Genomic DNA, 21,658 nt, shown 5'->3' on the forward strand with positions numbered 1-21,658 from the left:
TGCTGGGCACCTCTAAATACCTTACGGCCTGCGTCATGACAGTGTTGCGGTTTGGGGACAGCGGCCGCACTGCGCTACAATCCTGCGCCTTTGCTGCCTGTCGGCTTTAATTCATTCATCGGTCCGGCCCGCCCCTGCGGCGGCGGACCTGAATCGCGAGGTACTTCCATGGTCCACAGCATGACCGCCTTCGCCCGCGTCGAAAGCGCCGTCAGCCAGGGCACCCTGAGCTGGGAGCTGCGCTCGGTCAACAGCCGCTACCTGGAACCCCACCTGCGTTTGCCGGAATCGTTCCGCGACCTCGAAGGCGCGGTGCGCGAAGCCCTGCGCCAGGGCCTCTCCCGGGGCAAACTGGAATGCACCTTGCGCTTCACCGAGGAAACCACCGGCAAGGCCCTGCAGATTGACCGCGAGCGCGCCACCCAACTGATCGCCGCCGCCGAAACCGTCGCCGGCCTGATCAAGCAGCCTGCCGCGCTGAACCCACTGGAAGTGCTCGCCTGGCCTGGCGTGCTGGTGGCCGACGCCAGCGATCCGCAGGCCCTGAACAACGAAGCCCTGGCCCTGTTCACCCAGGGACTCGAGGAACTCAAGAACGGCCGCCAGCGCGAAGGCGCGGAACTGGCCCGCTTGATCGTCGAGCGCCTGGACGCCATCGAAGGCGATGTCGCGACCCTGCGCGAACAGGTTCCGCAGATGCTCGCCACCCAGCGCCAGAAAGTCCTCGACCGCTTCGCCGACATGAAAGCCGAGCTGGATCCGACCCGCCTGGAGCAGGAAATGGTCCTGCTGGCGCAGAAAAGCGACGTGGCCGAAGAACTCGACCGCCTCGCCACCCATATCATCGAAGTCCGCCGGGTGCTCAAGTCCGCTGGCGCGGCCGGCCGACGCCTGGACTTCCTGATGCAGGAACTCAACCGCGAAGCCAACACCCTCGGCTCCAAGGCCTTCGACCCGCGCAGCACCCAGGCGGCGGTCAACCTCAAGGTGTTGATCGAGCAAATGCGCGAACAAGTACAGAACATCGAGTAAGGCTAACCCGACATGACCCACAGCACTGGCACCCTCTACATCATTTCCGCACCGTCGGGCGCAGGCAAGACCAGCCTGGTCAAGGCCCTGATCGATGCCGAGCCGCAAATCCGCGTCTCGGTCTCGCACACCACCCGCGCCATGCGCCCGGGCGAAACCGACGGCGTGAACTACCACTTCGTCGACCGCGCCGAGTTCGTGCGCCTGGTCGAGCACGGTGACTTCCTCGAGCAGGCCGAAGTCTTCGGCAACCTCTACGGTACGTCCCAGAGCCGCCTGCAGCAGACCCTGGACGAAGGCCACGACCTGATCCTGGAAATCGACTGGCAGGGTGCCGAACAAGTGCGTCGGCAAATGCCCGAGGCCCGCTCGATCTTTATCCTGCCGCCGAGCCAGCAGGCCCTGCGCCAGCGCCTGACCAACCGTGGCCAGGACAGCGACGCGATCATCGAAGGGCGGATGCGCGAAGCGGTCAGCGAAATGAGCCACTACGTCGAATATGATTTCCTGATCATCAACGACGATTTTGCCCACGCGCTGGACGACCTGAAGGCGATTTTCCGCGCCAATCGCTTGCAGCAGCGCCCCCAGCAGCAACATTTCACTCAACTATTGAGTGAATTGCTGGCATAAGCAACACTTCCCAAAAGCGCCGCGAGGGCTTTACATTGGTACTCGTGGCGCGGTGGCGAAGCGACTGGGAAAATCAGCGCTTCCCTAAACGCTGGTGATTTTTTAAACTGTTCAGTCCGCTCGCCCATCCGGGTAGCGTGATTACCGCATTTGCTACGAGGAACACCATGGCCCGCGTAACCGTTGAAGACTGCCTAGAACATGTGGCTAACCGTTTTGAGCTGGTCATGCTCTCCACCAAGCGTGCTCGTCAACTGGCGACCGGCGGCAAAGAGCCGAAGCTGGCGTGGGAAAATGACAAACCAACCGTAATGGCGCTGCGGGAAATCGCCGAAGGCTACGTGACGTACGAGTTCATCGCTGAACAGGATATCGTCCATGAAGACCCGGTCTTCGCCGCCTTCGAGGACGAGTCCAACGAGGCCGTCTAAGCCTATGCCTGGTCGACGTAGCACGGCGCAGGGTACAAGGCTTCGGTCGGGGGAAACCTCATGCCGAGCATAGACGCCCTCGCCGATCGCTTATCGACCTACCTCGGCGCCGACCAGGTCAACCTGGTCCGCCGGGCGTACTTCTACGCCGAACAAGCCCATGACGGTCAACGCCGTCGCAGCGGCGAAGCCTACGTCACGCATCCGCTGGCGGTGGCCAATATTCTTGCAGACATGCACATGGACCATCAGAGCCTGATGGCGGCCATGCTCCATGACGTGATCGAAGACACCGGGATCGCCAAGGAAGCGCTGCAAGCGCAGTTCGGTGAAACCGTGGCCGAACTGGTCGACGGGGTCAGCAAACTGACCCAGATGAATTTCGAGACCAAGGCCGAAGCCCAGGCGGAAAACTTCCAGAAGATGGCCATGGCCATGGCCCGCGATATTCGCGTGATCCTGGTCAAGCTCGCCGACCGCCTGCACAACATGCGCACCCTTGAAGTGCTGTCCGGCGAAAAACGCCGGCGCATCGCCAAGGAAACCCTCGAGATCTATGCACCCATCGCCAACCGGCTGGGCATGCATGCGATCCGCATCGAATTCGAAGACCTCGGCTTCAAGGCCATGCACCCGATGCGTTCCGCGCGGATCTACCAGGCGGTCAAGCGCGCCCGGGGCAACCGCAAGGAAATCGTCAACAAGATCGAAGAGTCCCTGAGCCACTGCCTGGCCGTCGACGGCATCCAGGGTGAAGTCAGCGGACGGCAGAAGCACCTGTACGGCATCTACACCAAGATGCGCGGCAAGCGCCGGGCCTTCAACGAGATCATGGACGTCTACGCGTTCCGGATCATCGTCGACAAGGTCGACACCTGCTACCGGGTCCTCGGCGCTGTACATAATTTGTACAAACCCCTGCCCGGCCGCTTCAAGGACTACATCGCAATTCCCAAAGCCAACGGCTACCAGTCGCTGCATACCACACTGTTCGGCATGCACGGCGTACCGATCGAGATCCAGATTCGCACCCGCGAAATGGAAGAGATGGCCAACAACGGCATCGCCGCCCACTGGCTGTACAAGTCCAGCGGCGACGAGCAGCCCAAGGGCACCCACGCCCGGGCCCGCCAGTGGGTCAAGGGCGTGCTGGAAATGCAGCAACGCGCCGGCAACTCCCTGGAATTCATCGAAAGCGTGAAGATCGACCTGTTTCCGGACGAGGTCTACGTGTTCACGCCCAAGGGCCGGATCATGGAGCTGCCGAAAGGCTCCACGGCGGTGGACTTTGCCTACGCGGTGCATACCGACGTCGGCAACAGCTGCATTGCCTGTCGGATCAATCGCCGTCTCGCGCCGCTGTCCGAACCGCTGCAAAGCGGTTCCACGGTCGAGATCGTCAGTGCCCCCGGCGCGCGCCCGAATCCGGCGTGGCTCAACTTTGTCGTCACCGGCAAGGCCCGCACCCATATCCGCCACGCCCTGAAACTGCAACGCCGTTCCGAATCCATCAGCCTGGGCGAACGCCTGCTGAACAAGGTGCTCAACGGTTTCGACAGTGCCCTGGACAAGATCCCGGGCGAGCGCGTGCTGGCCATGCTCCACGAATACCGCCTGGAACTGATCGAAGACCTGCTGGAAGACATCGGCCTGGGCAACCGCATGGCCTATGTGGTCGCCCGCCGCCTGCTCGGCGAAGGCGAACAGTTGCCCAGCCCCGAAGGTCCGCTGGCGATCCGCGGCACCGAAGGCCTGGTGCTCAGCTACGCCAAGTGCTGCACGCCGATTCCGGGCGACCCGATTGTCGGCCACCTGTCCGCCGGCAAAGGCATGGTGGTGCACCTGGACAACTGCCGCAATATCAGCGAAATCCGCCACAACCCGGAAAAATGCATCCAGCTCTCCTGGGCCAAGGATGTCACCGGCGAATTCAACGTCGAGCTGCGCGTCGAGCTGGAACACCAGCGCGGCCTGATCGCCCTGCTGGCCAGCAGCGTCAATGCCGCCGACGGCAATATCGAGAAAATCAGCATGGACGAACGCGATGGTCGCATCAGCGTGGTCCAACTGGTGGTCAGCGTGCACGACCGCGTGCACCTGGCCCGCGTGATCAAGAAACTGCGCGCCCTGACCGGGGTGATCCGCATCACCCGCATGCGCGCATAGCTCAATAGCCCGTCTACGTAGCCGCCCATTACAAGGAACCTGTTCATGAGCAAGACCGTTATCAGCAGCGACAAAGCCCCAGCCGCCATCGGCACCTACTCCCAGGCGATCAAGGCTGGCAACACCGTCTACATGTCCGGCCAGATTCCCCTCGACCCGAAAACCATGGAACTGGTGGACGGCTTCGAAGCCCAGACCGTACAGGTCTTCGAAAACCTGAAGGCCGTGGCCGAAGCGGCTGGCGGTTCGTTCAAGGACATCGTCAAGCTGAACATCTTCCTCACCGACCTGAGCCACTTCGCCAAGGTCAACGAGATCATGGGCAAGTACTTCCAGCAGCCATACCCGGCCCGCGCCGCCATTGGTGTTGCCGCCCTGCCACGCGGCTCGCAGGTCGAGATGGACGCGATCCTGGTCCTCGAGTAACCGCCCCACCCTCGAACAACCCCGCACTGCCTGGTGCAGCCCTCCCGCTGCGCCAGCTTCGTCTGCAAAGGATTCCACCATGCGCAAAGCGCTTGCCTTCTCGGTGTTTGCCCTCCTGCTCGGCGGTTGCGCCAGCGACCCCGCCAAATACGACATCAGCGGCACCTGGATCAACCAGGCCGCCATCGATGCCGCCGTTAAAAAGGGCAGCTTGCGCGAGGCCCTGGAAACCTACGGGCCGAACCTGGAATGGAGCATCGACACCCGTAACGGCCAGGCCCGCTACAGCAACGGTTTCGAACGCCCCGAGGGCCATGTGCGCGCGGACGGCAAGCAGTGGCATGTCGATTTCTACGGCAGCGCCGGTACTGCGCTGGCGCGCGACGGCAAGGAACTGATCCAGAGCGCCAGCGATTCGGAGCCTGAACAGCCATTCGTGCGGGCCGAGACCCAATTGCCGGCCAATGCGCCGGTGGGCGCCAGCTTCGAGCAGGCCTTGTACGCGGCCTATATGGGTGGCGACTGGAAGATCAGCAGCGGCCCGGGCGAAGGCGGCCAGGTGAAATTCCTGCCGGACGGACGCCTCGAAGGTTTGCCCGGCGCCGACCGCTACGCCCTGTGCCTGGCGGGCGATTGCGCCTCCATGAGCGGTGAGAACGACAGCATCTGGTTGCAGCAAGGCAACAAGGGCGCGGCCTGGATCTTCGTGCGCAAGGGCAAGCAACTGGAAATCTTCCAGGCGCTGAACTCGGCCCAGCCCGATGACCAGCCGCAGCTCAACCCTGGCCCTCGCCAATGGTTGCTGGAGAAATAACTCAGCAGCGCCCTTCAAGAATCGCCGCATAACCCTCGCGGAAACTCGGATAACGCGGTGCCCAGCCCAGGGCCCGCGCCCGGGCATTGCTGCAACGCTTGCTGCCCGTGCGGCGAACGCTGGCATCCTCGGCCCACTCGGTCACCCCCAGGTACTCGCGCAACCAGCCCACCACCTCGGCCAGCGGCGCCGGCGCATCATCGACACCGATATAACAATCCTCCAGCACCTTCCCGTCGCGATCAGCCTCCAGCAGAAACGCCAGCAGGCCAGCCGCATCGTCGGCATGAATCCGATTGCCATATAAAGGCGGCTCCACCGCCACCCGATAACCGCGCCGGACCTGGGTCAACAACCACTCGCGACCCGGCCCGTAGATACCGGTCAGGCGCACCCGGGTCGCCGGAATGCCGCTATCCAGCGCCACCTGCTCGGCCTCCAGCATCAAGCGCCCGGAATAACCCTCGGCTTCGGTCGGCGAAGTCTCGTCGACCCACTCGCCCGTCTGCTGCACATACACGCTGCTGCTGGAGACGAACAGCAGGCGCCGTGGCCGCTGGCCAGATTGCCTGAGCCAGCTCAATACATGCCGCAACCCCTCGACGTAGGCTGCGCGATAACCCGCCTCATCGTGCTCGGTCGCGGCGGCGCAATACACCAGGTAATCCAGCGGGCCACTCGGCCAGGTCTCAGGCCGCTGCTCGGCGAACAGGTCACCGGCCACCCCGAGGACACCCTCCGGCAAACGCTCGATCGAGCGCCGCAGACCATGGACCTGCCAACCCTGGGCGAGCAATTGCGTCGCCAGGCGGCTACCGACATCGCCGCAACCGGCGATCAGAACAGAGGGAGCAGACATCACGGATCTCCAGGAAAAAAGCGAAAAAATGGCGCTGAAAATTGACCAGCGGTTAGCAATGGAAGAAAAAAAGAGAAGCTATTACTTCTGTTAACAAGAATTACTTGCAATAATGCCCGACCAAATGTTCTCGGCCCCACGAGGCCTGGAAGGACAAGACCCTCTTCTATCTTTTCTCAGGTCCGGCCAGCATGACACGCAATCCACGCCCCGTTTCGTCAACCCAAAGCCCATTGCGCACGGCAGCCTTGCTGTTCAGCCTGTTGCTGGTGCCGACCGTGACCTTCGCCGACGAAGCCGCTTCGCACCCCGCGCCGGCCGCTGTCGCCGCGGCGCCAGCTGATCATGCCGCCCCCGCCGTCGTACCGAGCGCCGCCGCTCCAGCCCAGGCTGACGCCGGCGTACCGGCCGACACCACGGATGCCGACGCACTGCCCGCCGAAGACAACAGCCTGGGCATGGCCCACGACCTGTCGCCCTGGGGCATGTACAAGAACGCCGACATCATCGTCAAGATCGTGATGATCGGCCTGGCCATCGCTTCGATAATCACCTGGACCATCTGGGTTGCCAAGGGCTTCGAACTGCTGGGCGCCAAACGTCGCCTGCGCCGCGAGATGCTCGCCCTGAAAAAGGCCCGCACCCTCAAGGAAGCCAGCGAAACCGCCAACAAGGAGGGCACCCTCGCCCACCTGCTGGTGCATGACGCCCTGGAAGAAATGCACCTGTCGGTCAACAGCCGCGAAAGGGAAGGCATCAAGGAACGCGTCAGCTTCCGCCTCGAGCGCCTGGTTGCCGCCTGTGGTCGCAACATGAGCAGCGGCACCGGCGTGCTCGCCACCATCGGTTCCACCGCGCCCTTCGTCGGCCTGTTCGGCACCGTCTGGGGCATCATGAACAGCTTTATCGGCATCGCCAAGACCCAGACCACCAACCTTGCCGTGGTTGCCCCGGGTATCGCCGAAGCCCTGCTGGCCACCGCCCTGGGCCTGGTCGCCGCGATCCCGGCCGTGGTGATCTACAACGTCTTCGCCCGCTCCATCGCCGGCTACAAGGCCCAGGTCTCCGACGCCTCCGCCCAGGTCCTGCTGCTGGTCAGCCGTGACCTCGACCACCAACCGTCCGAGCGCTCCGCACAAGCGCCGCACATGGTGAAAGTGGGGTAATCAGCCATGGGCCTGCATTTGAACGAAGGCGGCGACGATCTCGCCGAAAACCACGAAATCAACGTCACGCCGTTTATCGACGTGATGCTGGTACTGCTGATCATCTTCATGGTGGCAGCCCCCCTGGCCACCGTGGACATCAAGGTCGACCTGCCTGCGTCCACCGCCAAGCCGGCACCGCGACCGGAAAAGCCGGTGTTCCTCAGCGTCAAGTCCGACCAGCGCCTGTTCCTCGGTGAAGACGAAGTCAAGGCCGAGGCCCTGGGCCCGACGCTCGACGCCCGCACCCACGGCAAGAAGGACACGACCATTTTCTTCCAGGCCGATAAAGGCGTGGACTATGGCGACCTGATGCGCGTGATGGATGCCCTGCGCGCCGCCGGTTACCTGAAGGTCGGCCTGGTCGGACTCGAGACGGCAGCCAAGAAATGATCAATACGCGCCAAAAGCTGACGCGTTACGGCGCCAGCCTGGGCCTGGTGCTGGGCATTCATGCGGTAGCGATCATTGCCACGCTGAACTGGTCGGTGTCCAAACCCATCGAGCTGCCGCCACAGGCGATGATGGTCGAACTGGCGCCATTGCCCCCCGCTCCACCGCCACCGGCACCGCCCAAGGTCATCACGCCGCCGCAGCCGCCCGCGCCCGTGGAAGAGTTACCATTGCCCAAGCTGGCCGAAGCGCCCAAGCCGACGATCTCGGTGCCCAAGCCGGTCAAGCCCAAACCCAAGCCGCAACCGCCCAAGCCCCAGGTGAAACCGGAGCCGGTGAAGGAAAAGCCGACGCAAGAGAAACCTTCCGACACGCCGCCGACCAACACACCACCGGAAAAATCCGCGGCACCGGCGCCAGGCCCTTCGCCCCAGCAGGTCGCGGCGAAAGCCAGCTGGGAAGGTACCTTGCTGGCCCACCTGAGCAAGTACAAGAAGTACCCGCCGGCGGCGCAGTCACGGGGCAAGGAAGGTCTGAACCGTCTGCGTTTCGTCGTGGATGCCGAAGGCAAGGTGCTCTCGTATGAACTGGTGGGCCGCTCGGGCAACGCCGATCTGGACCGGGCCACCCTGGAAATGATCCGTCGTGCCCAACCGCTGCCCAAGCCGCCGGCCGATATGCTGACCAACGGCAGCATCGAGATCGTCGCGCCGTTCGTCTATTCCATCGACAAGCGCGCTCGCTAGGCCGCTGTGGGAACGAAGCTGGCCCAGGCCACTCCAAGCTTCGCTCCCGCAGAATCGAGCTGCACGACCCAATAGAAACCCACTAAAACCGCCCTGAACGACAATCGTCGTTCTTCCTGCGTCTGATAACGTGCGTCTATCGATTGCAGCCGTTATGCTTGGCCCGGCAACCTCATGGACGCTCGCTATGACTCTTACAGAACTACGCTATATCGTCACCCTCGCCCAGGAACAACACTTCGGCCACGCGGCCGAGCGTTGTCATGTCAGCCAACCGACCCTGTCGGTCGGCGTGAAAAAGCTGGAGGACGAACTCGGTGTGCTGATTTTCGAGCGCAGCAAGAGCGCCGTGCGCCTGACTCCCGTCGGCGAAACCATCGTTGCCCAGGCGCAGAAGGTCCTCGAACAGGCCCAGGGTATCCGCGAACTGGCCCAGGCCGGGAAGAACCAGCTGACCGCCCCGCTGAAAGTCGGCGCGATCTACACCGTCGGCCCTTACCTGTTCCCGCACCTGATCCCGCAACTGCACCGGGTCGCCCCGCAGATGCCGTTGTACATCGAGGAAAACTTCACCCACGTGCTGCGCGACAAGCTGCGCAACGGCGAACTGGACGCGGTGATCATCGCCCTGCCGTTCAACGAAGCCGACGTGCTGACCCTGCCGCTCTACGACGAACCCTTCTACGTCCTGATGCCGGCTTCGCACCCCTGGACCAAGAAGGAAACCATCGACAGCGCCCTGCTCAACGACAAGAGCCTGTTGCTGCTGGGCGAAGGCCACTGCTTCCGCGACCAGGTCCTCGAAGCCTGCCCGACCCTGACCAAGGGCGGCGACGCGGCCAAGCACACCACGGTCGAGTCCAGCTCCCTGGAAACCATCCGCCACATGGTCGCTTCCGGCCTGGGCATTTCGGTCCTGCCGCTGTCGGCCGTGGACAGCCATCACTACGCTGCCGGCGTGATCGAAGTGCGTCCGCTGACGCCGCCGGTGCCGTTCCGTACCGTGGCCATCGCCTGGCGCGCCAGCTTCCCGCGGCCCAAGGCGATTGAAATCCTCGCCGACTCGATCCGCCTGTGCTCGGTGGCCAAGCCTCCCGCAGCGAGCTGATCGACGTGGCTGAACTGTCGCAAGTGTCGGTCACGGCGCTCAAGGGCGTCGGCGAGGCCATGGCCGAGAAGCTGGCCAAGGTCGGCCTGGAGAATCTCCAGGACGTACTGTTCCACCTGCCCTTGCGCTACCAGGACCGCACGCGCGTGGTGCCCATCGGCGCCCTGCGTCCGGGCCAGGACGCCGTGGTCGAAGGCGTGGTCAGCGGCGCCGACGTGGTCATGGGCAAGCGCCGCAGCCTGTTGGTGCGCCTCAACGACGGCACCGGCAGCCTGAGCCTGCGCTTCTACCATTTCAGCACCGCGCAAAAGGACGGCCTCAAGCGTGGCACCCACGTGCGCTGCTACGGCGAAGCCCGCCCCGGCGCTTCCGGCCTGGAAATCTATCACCCGGAATACCGCGCCATCAGCGGCGACGAACCGCCGCCGGTGGACACCACCCTGACGCCGATCTACCCGCTGACCGAAGGCCTGACCCAGCAACGCCTGCGCCAGCTCTGCCAGCAAAGCCTGGCGATGCTCGGCCCGCGCAGCCTGCCGGACTGGCTGCCGCAGGAACTGGCCCGCGACTATCATCTCGCGCCGCTGGATGAAGCCATTCGCTACCTGCACCAGCCGCCCGCCGATGCCGACGTCGACGAACTCGCCCTCGGCCATCACTGGGCTCAACACCGCCTGGCCTTCGAAGAACTGCTCACGCACCAACTGTCCCAGCAACGCCTGCGCGAAAGCCTGAAGGCCCTGCGCGCACCGGCCCTGCCGAAAGCGCAACGGCTGCCCGGACAGTTTCTCGCCAACCTCGGCTTCCCGCCGACCGGCGCCCAGCAACGGGTCGGCAACGAAGTGGCCTACGACCTCAGCCAGCCGGAGCCGATGCTGCGGCTGATCCAGGGCGACGTCGGCGCCGGCAAGACCGTGGTTGCCGCCCTGGCCGCCTTGCAGGCCCTGGAGGCCGGTTACCAGGTGGCGTTGATGGCGCCGACCGAGATCCTTGCCGAACAACACTTCATCAATTTCCAGCGCTGGCTGGCACCACTGGGCATCGAAACCGCCTGGCTGGCCGGCAAGCTCAAGGGCAAGGCGCGGGTCGCCGCCCTGGAGCAGATCGCCAGCGGCACGCCCATGGTGGTCGGCACCCACGCGCTGTTCCAGGACGAAGTGCAGTTCAAGAACCTGGCCCTGGTGATCATCGACGAACAACACCGCTTCGGCGTCCAGCAGCGCCTGGCCCTGCGCCAGAAAGGCGTCGGCGGACGGATGTGCCCGCACCAGTTGATCATGACCGCCACGCCGATCCCGCGGACCCTGGCGATGAGCGCCTATGCCGACCTCGACACCTCGATCCTCGACGAACTGCCGCCGGGCCGCACGCCGGTGAACACCGTGCTGGTGACCGACAGCCGGCGCTTCGAAGTGGTGGAACGGGTGCGGGCCGCCTGCGCCGAAGGCCGCCAGACCTATTGGGTCTGCACGCTGATCGAAGAGTCCGAAGAACTCACCTGCCAGGCCGCCGAGACCACCTTCGAAGAGCTCACCGCGGCCCTGGGCGAACTGCGTGTCGGACTGATCCACGGACGCATGAAACCAGCGGAAAAGGCCGCGGTGATGGCCGAATTCAAGGCCGGCGCCCTGCAACTGCTGGTGGCGACCACGGTGATCGAAGTCGGCGTCGACGTACCCAATGCCAGCCTGATGATCATCGAGAACCCCGAGCGCCTGGGCCTGGCGCAACTGCACCAGCTGCGCGGCCGGGTCGGCCGGGGCAGCGCCGCCAGCCACTGCGTGCTGCTCTACCATCCGCCGCTGTCGCAGATCGGTCGCCAACGCCTGGGCATCATGCGCGAGACCAACGACGGCTTTATCATCGCCGAGAAGGATCTGGAGCTGCGCGGCCCGGGGGAAATGCTCGGCACCCGCCAGACCGGGCTCCTGCAATTCAAGGTTGCCGACCTGATGCGCGACGCCGATCTGCTGCCGGCGGTCCGCGATGCCGCGCAAGCCCTGATCGCACGCTGGCCGCAGCATGTCAGTCCGCTGCTCGAACGCTGGCTGCGCCACGGCCAGCAATACGGCCAAGTGTGATAGACCTCACAGTTTATAGACCATTAGCGCGGCCAAGCTGGTTATACTGGGAAAATTGTAGGAACCCGGATACAGACCATGACAGAAGTTGCCCTCATCGATGCAACCCCGCACACCCCGTCTGTGGTCCGGCTGCTGCTCGACAAGCTCGCCATCCGCTATAGCGAGGTCCTGGACCACCCTGGTCTGCCGGCCGCGCGCAAGGTCCAGGCCGTGCTGCTCGACGACGCAGTCGGTGCACTCATGGTCCTGTTTCCCCAGGACCAGTTGCTCGACCTCAATCGCCTGACCGAATTGACCGGCCGGCGCCTGACAGCGGTGCCCACCGAACGCATGGAGCGCATGCTTGGCAAACACAGCCTGCACCTGCTGCCGGGCTTGCCCGGGCTGACCAGTTCGCCGTGCCTCTACGAAGAACAGCTGCTGCGTGAACCGAGCCTGCTGATCGACTCCGGTGAAGCCGGACTGCTGCTGGAAATCTCCAGCGACGACTTCAAGGGCATGCTGAGCAAGGCCAGTGCCGCCAGCTTCGGCGAATCCGTGGCCAGCATCCGCCCCAACCTCGACCGCCCGGACGATGACCGCGAGGAGATCACCCAGGCCGTGCAAGCCTTCACCGCGCGGCGGATCCAGCAGCGCCTGGAAGCGACCATCGAGATTCCGCCCCTGGCGGAAACCGCGCAAAAAATCATCAAGCTGCGGGTCGACCCCGACGCCACCATCGACGACATCACCGGCGTGGTCGAAACCGACCCGGCGCTGGCGGCCCAGGTCGTGAGTTGGGCGGCCTCGCCCTACTACGCCTCGCCGGGCAAGATCCGTTCGGTGGAAGACGCGATTGTCCGTGTGCTCGGTTTCGACCTGGTGATCAACCTGGCGCTGGGCCTGGCCCTGGGCAAGACCCTGAGCCTGCCCAAGGACCACCCGCAACACAGCACGCCTTACTGGCAGCAATCGATCTACACCGCCGCGGTGATCGAAGGCCTGACCCGTGCCATGCCGCGCGCCCAGCGTCCGGAAGCCGGCCTGACCTACCTCGCCGGTCTGCTGCACAACTTCGGCTACCTGCTGCTGGCTCACGTCTTCCCGCCGCATTTCTCGCTGATCTGCCGGCACCTGGAGGTCAACCCGCACCTGTGCCACAGCTACATCGAGCAGCATTTGCTGGGTATCAGCCGCGAGCAGATCGGGGCCTGGCTGATGCGCTACTGGGATATGCCGGAAGAGCTGTCCACCGCGCTGCGCTTCCAGCACGACCCGAGCTACGACGGCGACTATGCCGCCTATCCGAACCTGGTGTGCCTGGCCGTGCGCCTGCTGCGCAGCCGCAATATCGGCTCGGGCCCGGATGAAGAGATCCCGGATGCCTTGCTCGAGCGCCTGGGCCTGACCCGCGACAAGGCTGACGATGTGGTGAACAAGGTGCTGGAAGCCGAAGTGCTGTTGCGCGAACTGGCTTCGCAGTTCAGCCAGGGCTGAAGCGGCGCCAGCAAGCCTGGCGCCGAAGGCTCAGGCCTTCTTCTTCCGCGGCTTGAGGTACTTCATCAAGCCCTGGAACCACATCACCAGCGCCGGATTGCCCTTGATCTGAATCGACTTGTCCTGAATCCCCGTCATGAACGCCAGTTGCTTGTTCTTCGCCTGCAGCGTGGCGAAGCCATAGGCGGCATCCTTGAAGACAATCGCAAACGCAGGCTCCGGATAAGTCCCGGAGCGGCTGCTGATGCGCTGATCGTTGACGATAAAGTGACGGGCGACCTTGCCGTCCAGGGTCTGCAGCTGGAACACCAGGGCCTTGTCGGCCAGTTGTTGCTGGAAGGCGGGGTTTTTACGGCTGGCCCGGGCCATCAACAGACCCAGTGCCCAGAGAAGAAAACGAAATTTCATGCACACAGCCTCGGCAGAAAAGAGTAACGGCCGGCGCAGTGTAGCGCTTTACCTGAAGAACGCCACCGATCTCCCACGTTACCCGGGAGATCGGCAGGCGTTTAACGCTTATACCGACAAATTGTCAGACGATCTGCCCCTTACGCGTTCGGGCAAGGCACCGGCGCCCAGTCGCCCAGGTCCGGGTTCTTGCACATGCTGTTGACCTGGGACTGACCGCTGGTGGCCACGTCCTGGCTGACGGCTTTCTTGGCGTTGGCGTCCTGGATGGTCTTCTCGGTGGCGACCGCTTCCTTGGGCACGACCGGCAGCGGCGCCTTCTTCGCCACTTTCACCTTCTTGCCCTTGGTGGTGGTCGGCACGACCGGGTTGCTGTCGGCGGTCGCCACGGTGACCACGTCGGTACGCTGCACGCCGACCTGACGCAGATCCTGCTCGTAGGCCTGGGTGTAGTTGTTCAGGTCTTCGGCCGAGCGCCCGTTCACGGCGACGATCAGGTCATTGGACTCTTTCAGGCCGGAAACGATTTCCGCCAGGCGCTTGCGGCCTTCGGCGTCGCCGATGGTCTTGGCCTTGCGCGCCGAAACCAGGTTGGCGAACTCACGCTGGTAGCAGCTCTGCGACGCCTTGGCATAGGCCGTGTTGCGGTCCATGTCGGCGGCGCTTTTGTTGATGTCCAGGGCGTAGGAACCGATGCGCTGGTTGTCATCGGTGATCTGCTTCTGCTTCTCGGTGTAGTAACCCGCCGCGCCGCCCGCGAGGGCACCGCCGGCCGCGCCGATGGCGGCATTGCGGCCACGCTTGGCCGAGTCGTCGCCGGTCAGCGCGCCGAGAGCGGCACCGCCCAGGGCACCGATCACCGCGCCGGTGGCGATCGACTTGGTCATGTCCGAGTCAGTCGCACGCAGGTGCTGCACCGGCTCGTAGCAGGTCGGGTAGAACTCGACCTTGGTGGTCGCGCCGACTTTGGAGGTCGGTGAAGTGGCGCAACCGCCCATCAGCACGGTGCTGAATCCGGCGGCAACCCACAGCGCGGCGCGGCACTTGGAGGTCGAAACAAGGGGTTTGCTGGAGAAGATCATGTTTATTTCCCTTTTTTGGTTTGACTGCCCGGTACGGCACCCTGCCGTCCGAGTCCCCTCTACACTCGCCGGATACCCACCGCTCATGGCTGCTGAGCGGTCGACGCGAGTAACGCTTTCAAGATCGCCGCCGGGTCGGCCCGCTGTTGCTTGCGGTAATCCCCGACATGACGAACGAACAAGGTGGCCCGTGCGACCAGGCTGTTGCCGAGCACGGGTTTGCGATTGAGTTCTTCCTTGACCCGCTGGAATTGCGCCTGGATCACCGCATCGGTGTAGCGCGTGGCCGTTGCCAGGTTGTCGATATAGATCGCCACCGCGCCGTCCAGGGCGCTGGTGCCGTTCTCGATGGCCCCGGCAAACAGCTTGGCGGCAGCCTCGTCCTTGGCATCGACGGCCTGCTGGCGGCTCTTCTTCAGGTTGGTCAGGCGAATGTTGTAGTTATTGACCGTCTCGGCCACCAGGGCCGCCGACTGGATCAGGTTGCCGGCCGCCTCTTCACGCTGGCGGGCGATCAACGAGACGTTGCGCTTGAGCTCTTCGTTGACCAGCCCCAGCTCGGCTTGCAACTTCGGATCGGTGCTGGCGGAAATGATCCCGTCGAGGCGTTTGGTCGGGTCCTGGGCGTCGTCGATGGCGTCGGTCAGGGACGCCAGCCGGCCTTCCTGCTGCCATTGGCTGAACAGCTCCTTGTAGCGCGAGCGCGGCGCCGAGAGCGCGCCGACGGCCACGCGGAAACCGGTGGTCTCGTTGCTCTGCTCGGTACCATCGGCGGCGAACAGCGGGTACTCGCGACGCATGCCGGTAAACAGCGTGCCCTCACCTTCCAGGTAGTTGCCGCCCTTGACCACAAAACCGCCGTAGGTGCCCTGGCGGCGGCCGGCATGCACCAGCTGGAAGGATTCCTGGACCATCTGCGCGGCGTTGCCGATCACGTCGAACAGGCCGATGGGGTTGGGCAGCTTGGTGCCGATCGGCATCAGCCGCGCCGCCTGGCCGGTGCCGCCGGCGACCTGGTTGAACACCGCGTAGTCGGACAGCGGCCCGTCACTGTCGCTACCCGGCGCGCGACGGGGAAACAGACGGCCTTCCAGGTCCTGGCGACTGACCGCCTGGGCGCCACGGGCGGCGAATTCCCACTCGACCTCGGTGGGCAGGCGGACAAAGCCCAGGCCGCCATCATCGGCTGACGCACCACGGCCGCTGACCGGTAGCAGGTCACGGTGATACTTCATCAGCCAGGCGCTGTAGACCGCCGAGAAACGCTCGGCGTCGAAACGCGACACCTTGACCTTGGGCAGACGCCCGGCCACGCCGCTCAGCGCATCGCAGGCCGGCGCCGGTTCGCCGCTGGCCAGGGCTTGTGCCTGGGCCATCACCAACGCGTACTGGCGCGCCGTGACCGTGTACTTGCCGATGAAATAGAACATCGGCTTGAGCAGCGAGTCGGCGTCGGTCTTCGGCAGGGTCGGGGCAATGGATTTCTGCCAGGCGTCGGGCAGGTCCTTGAGGGTGAACTGGCCGTTGATAAAGTCCCGGCGATAACCGGAAATAAACGACTGCTTGTAGCCCGGCTCGTCCTCGCTGAAGGGATAGCCGAGGCTGATCTCGCGGTCGTCGAGGGTGCCGCGCGCCAGCACATAGACCGCGCGGAAAACCATCTCGCCCTCGCAGGGCAACGGCAGGCTGATGTCGTCGGCCAGGGGCTTGGGGTTGTCGAGTTTTTCGCTGTCCTCATCGGCCCGCGCCCAGGAGCCCAGGCACAGGGAAGCGACGAGAACCGCCAGGGCCGCGCTGCGCAACTTATACATCTCTGATTCCTTCCGAAGCTTCTATCCGCGCCACGCGCCAGCCCCCCAGGGCGGCAGCCAGAGCACAGACCGCCAGCACGCTGAAAAGTGCCAGCAGGTAATGCGGCAATAACAGGCGGCTGGCGTACTCGCCGGCCGCCTGTACGAACAAACGGTTCAGGCCCCACTCCGCCACGCTGTAGAGCAGGCCGCTCAACAGCACCGCGAACAGGCCGCTGTACAACGCTTGCAGGACGACAAACAGCAGCAACGCGGCCGTGCCGAGACCGAGCAGACGCAGCACCGACAACTCGCGGCGCTTGCGCTCGACCGCCGCCAGGGCACCGGCGAAGAGCGCCGCGAAGGCACCGGCCAGGGCCAATGCCGCGATGACCCAGAACACGATGCCGAGGTTGCGACTCAGGGATTGCACCTGGGCAATGGTCTGGGCCTGGGTCGAGACCAGCAGGTTGCGCTCGGCGAAATAGCGCCGCAGCGGCTCGACATCGGCCAGCCCACGGGCATACAGCCGAAACCCCGGATAGACCCGCTGCGCGGCGGTGCCCGCCGGTTCGCCAGCCCAGCCGAGTACCGGCACGCCACGGCCGTCGCGATAGTCCTCGGCGGCCTCCAGCAGGCCCAGCGGAGCGAACAGCGCATCGCGTTCAAAGGCTTCCAGCGGCAACACCGCCTGGACCTGGATCTGCGTGTGGCGGCTTTCCAGGCGACCGGCCACCTGCCGGCCGAAAGACACCTGCAACCAGTCGCCGGCCTTCACCCCGAGCTTCTCCGCCGCCGTCTGGCTGAGCAGCATCGCCGCCAGGCCGACCGGCGCGGGCAAGGCACCGAGCAGGGGATCCCCCTCGGCGGTGGGCAGCATTTCCACATTGACCACCGGCCCCTGGGCGCTGGTCGAGAGGTCGGCGGTCGCGGCGATCTGCCGGGTCCGCGGCAAGGCAAAGGCGACGTCTTCCCGCTGCCCCAGCCCGGCGATAAACGCCGCACTGAAACGCCCGCCGCCGAGGGGAATGATCTCGCGCACCGTCGGGTCGCGTTCCAGGCGTTCGGTGAGGCTGCTGACCAGGCCGAACTTGAGGCCGAACAGCACCAGCAACGGCGCGATCACCGCCACCAGGGCCAGCACCGCACAGGCCGACAGCCGCCAGTCGGTGCGATAGTCCTGCCAGGCCAGGCCGGCGATCAGAGTGGCGCGAGTCATGGCGTCTGCTCCAGAACCGCCGTCACACCACCGTCGCCATCGCGCTGGCAGGCAATCCGCAACACCGGCACGCCGAGGTCGCGTACCAGGGCTTCGTCGTGGGTGGCGATCACACAACAAGCGCCCTGCTCCCGGGCCTGGTTCAACAGCAATTGCATGACCCGTCCGGCATTCAGCGGATCGAGGGCCGCCGTCGGTTCATCGGCCAGCAGCAGCCGTGGACCGTGGGCCAGGGCCCGGGCGCAACTGACCCGCTGACGCTGGCCGACTGAAAGCGCCTGGGGTTTCTTGTCCAGTTGATCGGCGATTTCCAGTTGCTCGGCGAGCCGCTGGACGCTGCCGTCTTCCTTCAGGCCCAACAATCGGCGCGACAAGGCGATATTCCCGCGCACATCGAGAAAACCCAGCAGGCCGCCGGTCTGCAGCACATAACCGAGCTGCCGGCTGCGCAGGTCCGCCAGGCGATCGTGCCGGCCCTCGCGCCACAGCGCGGTAATATCCTGCGCACCGGTCGGGTCGTCGAAGACAAACAGACCGGCGCGGTCCGGCGCCAATACCAGCGCCAACAGATCGAGCAAAGTGCTCTTGCCACAACCGCTGGGCCCGACCACCGCCCATTGCGCGCCAGGCACCAGGCTCAGGCGCGGCACCTCCAGGCTGTAGCGCTGGGCACCTTGGCCCCGCGTCTTGCGCACTTCTCGCAGACTGATCATCACGGCAACGTCGACAACGGCACGCGGTACAGCGCATCACCCGGCTCGGCATCGCCGAACCGGACCCAATTGGCCACATCGTTGTGGAAGGTTTCGTAGAGGCGGATCTTCGAGTCCAGTTCGTCGATAAAATCTTCCTGTTCGGCCACGCTCAGCGACAGCCAGAGGTCCTGGGTCATGCTCAGCGACTTGCTGCGGTACGGCAGGCCTTCCAGGTACTCGCCGAGCAGGCCGCCGTCGGCCAGGTTGCCGCCCTTGCGCAGGGCCTGCGGATCGCGGCTCATGTAGGCACTGGCGCTGGCGATTTCCTGGAAGAAATCCTTGGGCGAGGTCTGGGTCTTGCGCGCCGCGTCGACGATCAGTTTCAGCGACTGTTGCAGCTCGTTGAGTTGCAGCTTGGTCAGCATCACGCAGACCTGGAACGCCGGCAGCGCCGGGTTGGTCAGGTCGCGGTCGGCGGTCCAGGCGCTGACCAGTTGCGGCGCCTGGCTGGCGGCCTTGTGGCCGAGGAAATCCATGTGCATGGCATAACCGATGGCCGCCGACTTGTCCGCCAGGCTCGGCGAAGCGGCCAGCAGCGGCACGGCCTGGGTCTGGTTGCTGCGCACCTGGTGCACCAGGTTGGCGAACACCGAGCCGATCTCGCCGACCCGCTCGCCGAGCTTGTGCACGTCGCCGCCCTGGACCGGGATATACAGGTCGCCGATCTGCGGGTTGGCATCGGCGGTCAGGGTCCGGTACTGCTGCTCGGCGAAGGCGTGGTTCTTTTTCCCGGCATCGGTGCGCAGGTGCAAGGCGTAGATCTTGATCTGCTTGCCCAGCGCGGCCTGGCGGATCTCCGCTTCGTTCATCTTGGTGCTGCTGTAGGGGTCGTTCTTGCGTAACGAACCGGCATCGGTGACCAGCAGGATCAGCCGGCCGCCGTAGCCCGACCAGTCCATGCCATCGACCGCCTGCATGACCCCGGCAAAGGAGTCCTCGTTGAACGAGTGACTGGAGATGGTCGAAGCCTTCACGTCCCGCGCCAACGCCAGGAAGCGCTCGGGATCGCGGCCCTGGTCGAGGGTCACCAGGGTCTTGGTCAGGTACTGCAGGCCCGGGGTCTTCTGGATATTGTTGCGAAAGCCGATCAGGCCGAAGCTCACGCTGTCCAGCTCGCCGCGCTGGGCGATCTGGCTTTGCAGCTCATGGACCACGTCACGGACCTGATCGATATACGGCTGCATCGACTCGGTGGTATCCACCACCAGTACGATGGCGGTGCGGAAGGTATCGGCCGCGACGGCCGGGGCGGCGCCGTTGCCGAGGGCTTTCGGCGTGCTGCCGGGGTCGATGGAGGCGACGTTGAGCAACTGCACCGGCTGGCCGTTCTCATCCAGGCTTTCGCGCGAATCGAAAATCGGCAGCAGGTAGAACTGGTTCTGCGGCACCGCGCTGGCGGCCGGCTCCAGGGCCAGCACGCGCTGATTGTCCTGGGGATTTTTCTGCGCATTGAGCAACAGGTTCTTCGCCGCCGACGGGCTGGCCAGCAGCTTGTCGATATCGGCGGCGTCACGCAGGAACATCACCGGCGCCCGCCCGGAGCGCTCGGTGAATTTCAGCACCAGGCTCTGCTTCCAGTCGCTGACCGCATCCTGCGGCAACCAACCCTCGCTGCGACCGTCAGTGGCCGCGCCGACCCGCAGCCAGGTGCCGCCGTCGACGGTCTTGCGCTGGTAGACGTAGAGCACCGAGAACGCCGGCAGCGGTTTGTCCGGCTTGGCCCCCGGTTCGCTGGAAAAGCTCGCACCGGGTTTGCTCAGGACCCGCTGGAACAGGGTCTTCTTGCCGGCCATCAACAGGGGCCGCTGGCCGCCGTCGAGATCCGCCGCCACGGGTTGGGTCACGCTGGGCGGCTGAACCGGTGGCGGATTCGAAGCCGGTGGCGGACTCGACACCAAGGGTGTTTTGGCCGGCGGCTGCGCAGCCGTGCTTGGCGTCGCGGGATGGTTGTCACGCCCCAACCACCAGTAACCAGCGCCCGCCAGGCCAAGGGCGGCGGCCACCGCCACGGCGACCAGCGTCAACACAGGGCCACGTCGTTGTCCGGACTCGGCGGAGAGGTCGAGCACCGGCTTGGTCGCGGGTCGCGGTGGTGGTGTGGGTGCAGCCGTCGGCGCCGTCGTGGGAATCTCGATCGACACCGGCGTCAGTCCGCCCAGGTCGCTGGCCGGCGGCACAGTCGGAGCCGGTCGCACAATCGCCAACGGCTGGACCAGGGTCGCGTCGAGGTTTTCCGCCGGCAGGTTATCCAGCGCCCGCAGCAAGGCCGTCGCATCCGCGAAACGCTCCGCCGGGTCCTTGGCCAGCAGCTGGCGCAGGACTTCCTGGTAGCGCCCATGCTGCAGCGGCAACTCCGGCAGCGGCTCGGTCAGGTGCGCCAGGGCCGTGGACAACGCATCGGTGCCGATATAGGGCAACTTGCCGACCAGGATTTCATAGAGCACCACGCCCAGCGCATACAGGTCCGAACGCCCATCGAGGTCCTGGCCCCGGGCCTGTTCCGGGCTCATGTAGCTCGGCGTGCCCACGGCAAACCCGGCCTGGGTGAACTGGGTGCGGTCGTCCAGGGACTTGGCAATGCCAAAGTCCGAGAGCACCGCCGTGCCGTCGGCGCGAAAGAGGATGTTGGCCGGTTTCACATCCCGGTGCACCAAGCCCTTGGCATGGGCATACCCCAGGGCCGAGGCGATCTGCCGGACATAGCCCAGCCCCTGCTCCGGGCTCAGGCCCGCCGCGATCCGCTCCTTGAGCGTGCCGTTGGGCAGGTACTCCATGGCCATGTAATACAGCTCACCGACATTGCCGATGTCGTGGATAGTCACGGTGTTCGGATGCGACAGCCGCGCCAGGGTCCGGCCTTCACGCAGGAAACGCTCGCAGAAGGTCGGGTCGGCGGCCAGCGCGGCCGCCATCACTTTCAGCGCCACCTTGCGCTCCAGCGACCGTTGGGTCGCCAGATAGACGGTTGCCATGGCGCCTTCGCCAATCTCCTCGCCTATATCGAATCCGGGAATCAGAATTTCCATGGTGT

At 64.9% G+C, this 21,658-nt stretch carries 19 protein-coding genes; 12 read left to right on the plus strand and 7 right to left on the minus strand.

Annotated elements, in window-relative coordinates:
* The first annotated feature begins 168 nt into the window (after positions 1–168).
* From CWE01_RS19560 to CWE01_RS19585, 6 genes are all read left to right on the plus strand, one after another.
* Positions 169–1,032, plus strand: a complete 864-nt coding sequence (locus tag CWE01_RS19560; RefSeq protein ID WP_100942185.1) for a YicC/YloC family endoribonuclease — start codon at positions 169–171, stop codon at positions 1,030–1,032.
* A gap of 12 nt (positions 1,033–1,044) precedes the next feature.
* Entirely contained in the window at positions 1,045–1,665 is a 621-nt protein-coding gene (gene gmk, locus CWE01_RS19565; RefSeq protein WP_100942186.1) for a guanylate kinase, read from the plus strand.
* Positions 1,666–1,832: 167 nt separating this feature from the next.
* Positions 1,833–2,096, plus strand: a complete 264-nt coding sequence (rpoZ, locus tag CWE01_RS19570; protein WP_100942187.1) for a DNA-directed RNA polymerase subunit omega — start codon at positions 1,833–1,835, stop codon at positions 2,094–2,096.
* A 60-nt stretch (positions 2,097–2,156) separates the two neighbouring features.
* Complete coding sequence (spoT, locus tag CWE01_RS19575; protein ID WP_100942188.1) at positions 2,157–4,262, plus strand: bifunctional GTP diphosphokinase/guanosine-3',5'-bis pyrophosphate 3'-pyrophosphohydrolase; 2,106 nt, start codon at positions 2,157–2,159, stop codon at positions 4,260–4,262.
* 45 nt (positions 4,263–4,307) lie between these two features.
* A complete protein-coding gene (locus CWE01_RS19580; RefSeq protein WP_100942189.1) occupies positions 4,308–4,688 on the plus strand; it encodes a RidA family protein in 381 nt (126 codons plus the stop codon).
* A gap of 79 nt (positions 4,689–4,767) precedes the next feature.
* A complete protein-coding gene (locus CWE01_RS19585) occupies positions 4,768–5,502 on the plus strand; it encodes a hypothetical protein (protein WP_100942190.1) in 735 nt (244 codons plus the stop codon).
* Position 5,503: 1 nt separating this feature from the next.
* Here the strand turns inward: CWE01_RS19585 and CWE01_RS19590 are convergent, their stop codons facing one another.
* On the minus strand, positions 5,504–6,361 hold the full coding sequence (locus CWE01_RS19590; RefSeq protein ID WP_100942191.1) for an SDR family oxidoreductase: 858 nt from the start codon (positions 6,359–6,361) through the stop codon (positions 5,504–5,506).
* 191 nt (positions 6,362–6,552) lie between these two features.
* On the opposite strand from CWE01_RS19590, the gene exbB reads away from it, so the two are divergent.
* The 6 genes from exbB (at position 6,553) to CWE01_RS19620 (ending at position 13,373) form a co-directional block, all read left to right on the plus strand.
* Positions 6,553–7,527, plus strand: a complete 975-nt coding sequence (gene exbB / locus CWE01_RS19595) for a tonB-system energizer ExbB (RefSeq protein WP_100942192.1) — start codon at positions 6,553–6,555, stop codon at positions 7,525–7,527.
* Positions 7,528–7,533: 6 nt separating this feature from the next.
* Complete coding sequence (gene exbD, locus CWE01_RS19600) at positions 7,534–7,959, plus strand: TonB system transport protein ExbD (protein WP_100942193.1); 426 nt, start codon at positions 7,534–7,536, stop codon at positions 7,957–7,959.
* Positions 7,956–8,705: an energy transducer TonB gene (locus tag CWE01_RS19605; RefSeq protein WP_100942194.1), complete on the plus strand. Its 750-nt coding sequence runs from the start codon at positions 7,956–7,958 to the stop codon at positions 8,703–8,705. The genes exbD and CWE01_RS19605 overlap by 4 nt, the downstream gene beginning before the upstream one ends.
* A 187-nt stretch (positions 8,706–8,892) precedes the next feature.
* Positions 8,893–9,813: a hydrogen peroxide-inducible genes activator gene (locus tag CWE01_RS19610; protein WP_100942195.1), complete on the plus strand. Its 921-nt coding sequence runs from the start codon at positions 8,893–8,895 to the stop codon at positions 9,811–9,813.
* Positions 9,814–9,818: 5 nt separating this feature from the next.
* The gene (gene recG / locus CWE01_RS19615) at positions 9,819–11,894 is read left to right on the plus strand and encodes an ATP-dependent DNA helicase RecG (protein ID WP_100942217.1); all 2,076 of its coding nucleotides are present in this window, start codon (positions 9,819–9,821) and stop codon (positions 11,892–11,894) included.
* 78 nt (positions 11,895–11,972) lie between these two features.
* Positions 11,973–13,373 carry an aminoacyl-tRNA deacylase and HDOD domain-containing protein gene (locus CWE01_RS19620; protein WP_100942196.1) on the plus strand — a complete coding sequence of 467 codons (1,401 nt, stop codon included), beginning with the start codon at positions 11,973–11,975 and terminating at the stop codon, positions 13,371–13,373.
* A 30-nt stretch (positions 13,374–13,403) separates the two neighbouring features.
* On the opposite strand, the gene CWE01_RS19625 is transcribed toward CWE01_RS19620, so the two are convergent.
* The 6 genes from CWE01_RS19625 to CWE01_RS19650 form a co-directional block, all read right to left on the minus strand.
* Positions 13,404–13,781, minus strand: a complete 378-nt coding sequence (locus CWE01_RS19625; RefSeq protein ID WP_100942197.1) for an SCP2 sterol-binding domain-containing protein — start codon at positions 13,779–13,781, stop codon at positions 13,404–13,406.
* A 140-nt stretch (positions 13,782–13,921) separates the two neighbouring features.
* Positions 13,922–14,863: a type VI secretion system-associated lipoprotein TagQ gene (gene tagQ, locus CWE01_RS19630; protein WP_100942198.1), complete on the minus strand. Its 942-nt coding sequence runs from the start codon at positions 14,861–14,863 to the stop codon at positions 13,922–13,924.
* 83 nt (positions 14,864–14,946) lie between these two features.
* On the minus strand, positions 14,947–16,674 hold the full coding sequence (locus tag CWE01_RS19635; RefSeq protein WP_100942199.1) for an SUMF1/EgtB/PvdO family nonheme iron enzyme: 1,728 nt from the start codon (positions 16,672–16,674) through the stop codon (positions 14,947–14,949).
* Entirely contained in the window at positions 16,667–17,872 is a 1,206-nt protein-coding gene (locus CWE01_RS19640; protein ID WP_100942200.1) for an FtsX-like permease family protein, read from the minus strand. The genes CWE01_RS19635 and CWE01_RS19640 overlap by 8 nt, the downstream gene beginning before the upstream one ends.
* Positions 17,869–18,585, minus strand: a complete 717-nt coding sequence (locus tag CWE01_RS19645; RefSeq protein ID WP_100942201.1) for an ABC transporter ATP-binding protein — start codon at positions 18,583–18,585, stop codon at positions 17,869–17,871. The genes CWE01_RS19640 and CWE01_RS19645 overlap by 4 nt, the downstream gene beginning before the upstream one ends.
* Positions 18,585–21,653 (minus strand): serine/threonine-protein kinase, encoded by a 3,069-nt coding sequence (locus CWE01_RS19650; protein ID WP_100942202.1) that lies wholly within the window; start codon positions 21,651–21,653, stop codon positions 18,585–18,587. Before CWE01_RS19650 ends, CWE01_RS19645 begins: the two co-directional genes overlap by 1 nt.
* Positions 21,654–21,658: the final 5 nt, after the last annotated feature.

It is taken from the genome of Pseudomonas sp. QS1027 (assembly GCF_002814235.1).
In the GTDB taxonomy this organism is placed as follows: Bacteria; Pseudomonadota; Gammaproteobacteria; order Pseudomonadales; family Pseudomonadaceae; genus Aquipseudomonas.

Coding starts and splice junctions, on each gene's coding strand:
- CWE01_RS19560 (WP_100942185.1), top strand. CDS start 169: ATGGTCCACAGCATGACCGCCTTCGCCCGCGTCGAAAGCGCCGTCAGC.
- gmk (WP_100942186.1), top strand. CDS start 1,045: ATGACCCACAGCACTGGCACCCTCTACATCATTTCCGCACCGTCGGGC.
- rpoZ (WP_100942187.1), top strand. CDS start 1,833: ATGGCCCGCGTAACCGTTGAAGACTGCCTAGAACATGTGGCTAACCGT.
- spoT (WP_100942188.1), top strand. CDS start 2,157: ATGCCGAGCATAGACGCCCTCGCCGATCGCTTATCGACCTACCTCGGC.
- CWE01_RS19580 (WP_100942189.1), top strand. CDS start 4,308: ATGAGCAAGACCGTTATCAGCAGCGACAAAGCCCCAGCCGCCATCGGC.
- CWE01_RS19585 (WP_100942190.1), top strand. CDS start 4,768: ATGCGCAAAGCGCTTGCCTTCTCGGTGTTTGCCCTCCTGCTCGGCGGT.
- CWE01_RS19590 (WP_100942191.1), bottom strand. CDS start 6,361: ATGTCTGCTCCCTCTGTTCTGATCGCCGGTTGCGGCGATGTCGGTAGC.
- exbB (WP_100942192.1), top strand. CDS start 6,553: ATGACACGCAATCCACGCCCCGTTTCGTCAACCCAAAGCCCATTGCGC.
- exbD (WP_100942193.1), top strand. CDS start 7,534: ATGGGCCTGCATTTGAACGAAGGCGGCGACGATCTCGCCGAAAACCAC.
- CWE01_RS19605 (WP_100942194.1), top strand. CDS start 7,956: ATGATCAATACGCGCCAAAAGCTGACGCGTTACGGCGCCAGCCTGGGC.
- CWE01_RS19610 (WP_100942195.1), top strand. CDS start 8,893: ATGACTCTTACAGAACTACGCTATATCGTCACCCTCGCCCAGGAACAA.
- CWE01_RS19620 (WP_100942196.1), top strand. CDS start 11,973: ATGACAGAAGTTGCCCTCATCGATGCAACCCCGCACACCCCGTCTGTG.
- CWE01_RS19625 (WP_100942197.1), bottom strand. CDS start 13,781: ATGAAATTTCGTTTTCTTCTCTGGGCACTGGGTCTGTTGATGGCCCGG.
- tagQ (WP_100942198.1), bottom strand. CDS start 14,863: ATGATCTTCTCCAGCAAACCCCTTGTTTCGACCTCCAAGTGCCGCGCC.
- CWE01_RS19635 (WP_100942199.1), bottom strand. CDS start 16,674: ATGTATAAGTTGCGCAGCGCGGCCCTGGCGGTTCTCGTCGCTTCCCTG.
- CWE01_RS19640 (WP_100942200.1), bottom strand. CDS start 17,872: ATGACTCGCGCCACTCTGATCGCCGGCCTGGCCTGGCAGGACTATCGC.
- CWE01_RS19645 (WP_100942201.1), bottom strand. CDS start 18,585: ATGATCAGTCTGCGAGAAGTGCGCAAGACGCGGGGCCAAGGTGCCCAG.
- CWE01_RS19650 (WP_100942202.1), bottom strand. CDS start 21,653: ATGGAAATTCTGATTCCCGGATTCGATATAGGCGAGGAGATTGGCGAA.